Annotated in this window: 4 protein-coding genes and 1 pseudogene; 3 read left to right on the top strand and 2 right to left on the bottom strand. The window is 55.8% G+C overall.

What is annotated here, in order from left to right:
- Nucleotides 1–84: hypothetical protein (locus tag ACLQ7H_RS06830; protein ID WP_411752027.1), on the top strand; the 84-nt coding region annotated here is incomplete at its 5' end.
- A 10-nt stretch (nt 85–94) separates the two neighbouring features.
- On the top strand, nt 95–1063 hold the full coding sequence (secF, locus tag ACLQ7H_RS06835) for a protein translocase subunit SecF (RefSeq protein WP_411752025.1): 969 nt from the start codon (nt 95–97) through the stop codon (nt 1061–1063).
- A gap of 56 nt (nt 1064–1119) precedes the next feature.
- Here secF and ttrR read toward each other — a convergent pair whose 3' ends face one another.
- Together ttrR and ttrS are read right to left on the bottom strand one after the other, a co-directional pair.
- Entirely contained in the window at nt 1120–1734 is a 615-nt protein-coding gene (gene ttrR / locus ACLQ7H_RS06840; RefSeq protein ID WP_411752026.1) for a tetrathionate respiration response regulator TtrR, read from the bottom strand.
- Nucleotides 1709–3448, bottom strand: coding sequence for a tetrathionate respiration histidine kinase TtrS (ttrS, locus tag ACLQ7H_RS06845; protein WP_411752028.1), 1740 nt, complete (start codon nt 3446–3448; stop codon nt 1709–1711). Before ttrS ends, ttrR begins: the two co-directional genes overlap by 26 nt.
- A gap of 171 nt (nt 3449–3619) precedes the next feature.
- Between ttrS and ACLQ7H_RS06850 the strand changes: the two are divergent.
- Nucleotides 3620–3726, top strand: a pseudogene (locus tag ACLQ7H_RS06850) (tetrathionate reductase subunit B); the annotation flags it as partial.

Here is a 3726-nt window from a genome sequence, read left to right on the forward strand (position 1 = left end):
TCCATGTTCACCGCGATTGTCGGTACCCGTGCCATCGTCAACCTGCTTTACGGCGGCAAGCGCATTAACAAGCTGTCTATCTGAGGAGTGCGTTGTGGCACAGGATTATACTGTTGAACAACTCAACTACGGCCGTAAAGTCTATGACTTTATGCGCTGGGATTACGTGGCCTTCGGCATCTCTTTGTTGCTGTTGGTAGCGTCGATCGCGACTATGTCCGTGCGTGGGTTTAACTGGGGTCTGGATTTCACCGGTGGTACGGTGATTGAAATTACCCTGGAGCAACCCGCGAATCTGGACCTGATGCGCGATACGTTGGAAAAAGCCGGGTTCCAGGACCCGATTATCCAGAACTTTGGCAGCAGCCGTGACGTGATGGTGCGTATGCCACCGGCGATCGGTACCGCAGGCCAGGAACTGGGTAACAAAGTCATTGGCGTGATCAACGAATCAGTCGATAAGAATGCGTCCGTCAAACGTATTGAATTCGTTGGCCCAAGCGTAGGGGCAGAACTGGCGCAAACCGGCGGCATGGCGCTGCTGGTGGCGTTGATCAGTATCCTGATTTACGTGGGCTTCCGTTTTGAATGGCGTTTGGCCGCGGGGGCCGTTATCGCCCTGGCGCACGACGTGGTCATCACTATGGGCGTGCTGTCGCTGTTCCATATCGAGATTGACCTGACCATCGTGGCATCCTTGATGTCGGTGATCGGTTACTCGCTGAACGACAGTATCGTGGTCTCTGACCGTATTCGTGAGAACTTCCGCAAGATCCGTCGCGGTACGCCTTACGAAATCATGAACGTCTCGCTGACGCAGACGCTGAGCCGTACCATCATGACCTCCGCCACTACGCTGATGGTGGTTCTGATGCTGTACCTCTTCGGCGGCGCGATGCTGCAGGGCTTCTCCCTGACCATGCTGATCGGTGTGTCTATCGGTACCATATCCTCTATCTACGTCGCCTCTGCGCTGGCGTTGAAACTGGGTATGAAACGCGAACACATGCTGCAGCAGAAAGTGGAGAAAGAGGGCGCCGATCAGCCTTCGATCCTGCCGTGATTGCCCGGTGTGCGGCTGAATAAGCCACGCACCGTCTGAACCAGATGCCGGTCAGTTTACGCTGACCGGCATTTTTTTTGCTCCTGTGCCGCCAGCAGGTTTAGCGAACTCACCAATTCCGCCAGGCTGGTGGCCTGCATCTTCTCCATCACCTTAGAGCGGTGTACCTCAACGGTGCGTACGGCGACGAAGTAACGATCGGCTATAGCCTTGTTGGTCATTCCGGCGGCAACGGCTCCCGCGATATCACGCTCGCGTGAGGTCAGCGTACTGAAACGCTGCTGCAACTGGTAGCGCTCAACCTGACGTTGAGAATGGGCAATCCCCCGTTCCAACGCGGCGATCAGCGGTGCGGTAGCAATCGGTTTTTGCAGGAAATCCAACGCCCCCAATTTCATCTCCGCTACCGCCATAGCGATATCGCCATGACCGGTAACGATTACTACTGCCAGCGTACTTTCCCGCTCGCGTAGCCGCTGATGGACTTGCTGCCCATCGATCCCCGGCATGCGGATATCCAGCATTACGACGCCACATTGGTAAGGGGCGACTTGGTCGATAAAGCTTTGGCTGTCGTTCCAGATCTGTACCTGATAGTCCAGCCCTTCAAGTAAAAAGCGGCTGGCGTCGGTGACCGCCAGATCGTCATCGACCAGATGTATCAGCGCCATGGCGAGTTTCCTTTATGATCCCAGGGAAGAGCAGGGTAACGCGTAGCCCCTGCCGTTGTGGCGATATCGAATAATTTTCCAGCATCAGTTCACCCTGTTGGCTTCTTAACAGCCGCTGGCAGATCACCAGCCCCAGGCCTAGCCCTTCCGATTTAGTACTACGAAAAGGCACGAACGGCTGTGCTAACTGTTCGGCGCTGAGGCCGCCGCCATCGTCTTCCAGTATCAGCGTCTGCCGATCGCCGTCGGTTTCCAGACGCAAGGTGATCTGTTGGCAACCGGCTTGCAGGCTGTTGCTTAACAAGTTGGTGAGCACCTGCTCCAACAGCGTGGCCTGGCTATACAATTGGCTTTTCGGGGCGATGATGATGACCAGTTGGCACTGCGGATAATGCTGTTCGATACGCATCAGTTTGATGACGTTTTCCACCAGCGGACGCAGTGGTAGCCATTGCGCGCTCTCATGGTGCGGCGTTTTACTGACCCATTGGCGCAGATTAACGATAGTTTCGGCCCCTCGTTGCGCCTGTTGGCCAATCTGTTCGAGGATCGGCAACAGCTCGTGCTGCGGATCGCTGCGCTCAAGGCGAATTCGGCAACCTTCGGCATAGTGACGAATAGCCGCCAGAGGCTGGTTAAGTTCGTGAGCAAAGCCGGAAGCCATCTCACCCAGGGTGCTGAGGCGTTGCGCCCGGGCTAGCGCCGCTTCTCTGGCCCGCAGCGTCAGATGCATTTGTTCTAGTTCGCGCCCACGCAGGCGTACCAGGTGGCCGATCCACAGATGGTTAGCGCCAAGCAGTAACATGCCTCCGGCGATCGTGCCAAGTAGGAGCAGATGTTGCAATGCCCAACTGTGTATCTCTTGCCAGAGTGAACGCTGTGCAGGATGGCGATCCAGATCGCGCAGCAATTGATCTACCTGGCGGGATGAGGCGGGAGCGCCCCAGGCAGGGAGACCTGGGGTATTCATTTGCAACAGTTGGCGGGTCAGCTCATCGACCAGCGGATCGGGCACGTGGTTCAAGGCGGCAAACGACCAGTTGGGATAAAGCACGCTGCTGGTCAGGCAGGGCTGTGCGCTGGGTTTGGCCAGCAGGGCACGGTAATCATTGGCCTTTAGTAATCCCTCTTTCTCCATCTCTTCCAACAGGCAAACCGGCACTATGGCCGCATCCAGTGCCCGATCGCGCAGCAGGTAAAGCAGGGCGTCTACCGGATAACCGCTGAAGTGCAGTTGCAGATCTTTTTCCGGATGTATGCCGGCGGCCAGCAGCTCCTTATAGCCCAGCAGATAGCCGCCAAAAGCGTCAGGGGAGACCGCGCCCATTTTTTTACCAGTGAGCTGATTAGCCCTGGTCACTGGACTATCGCGGCGTACCAATATCACGCTGCCTATCACGTTGTTTGAAGCATTCTGCTGATTTTTACTGGAGCGTAAGGACACCAACCAGCGTAACGGGTAACTATTGTCCAACTGAATATACTGCGCCGGGTTGGTGAGCAGAAAATCGACCTGGCCGTTACTGACGGCTTCCCCCATATTGGCCAGGTTTAACGGCAACAGTTGAAAGCTTTCGTCTGGGAACTGACGATTGAGGTGGTTAATTAACGGCTGCCATTGGGCCAGGGCATGTGTATCACCGCGTAATGCCAGCACGGCGATAGTCCATTGCCCCGCCCAGGCTGAGCCCAACCAGCCGCATAGCAAGATCATCAGTACTGCTTTTTTCACATCATCTCCATTTTTATGATCTCGATCGCCCGCCAGAATTGTCCTGGATCAAGCCGCAGTAGGGAATGTGGTAAACCACAATATTGACGGTCGTGCGCCACTTTTACACTCCTTTGTATCAGCTCCCCGGTTGATACTTTTTGGGAGAAATCAATGGATAGTGGAAAACGGCAATTTTTACAACGCCTCGGTGTCCTGACTGCGGGTGCCGCGTTGGTACCGCTGGCGCACTCCGGCTGGCAGTTGCAACCCGAGCGGCG

Source organism: Serratia sp. (in: enterobacteria) (assembly GCF_046715635.1).
Classification (GTDB): Bacteria; Pseudomonadota; Gammaproteobacteria; order Enterobacterales; family Enterobacteriaceae; genus Chania.

Bases quoted from the DNA above. Each gene is read 5' to 3' on its own strand.
- ttrS (WP_411752028.1), bottom strand. From the start codon at position 3,448: ATGATCTTGCTATGCGGCTGGTTGGGCTCAGCCTGGGCGGGGCAATGG.
- ttrR (WP_411752026.1), bottom strand. From the start codon at position 1,734: ATGGCGCTGATACATCTGGTCGATGACGATCTGGCGGTCACCGACGCC.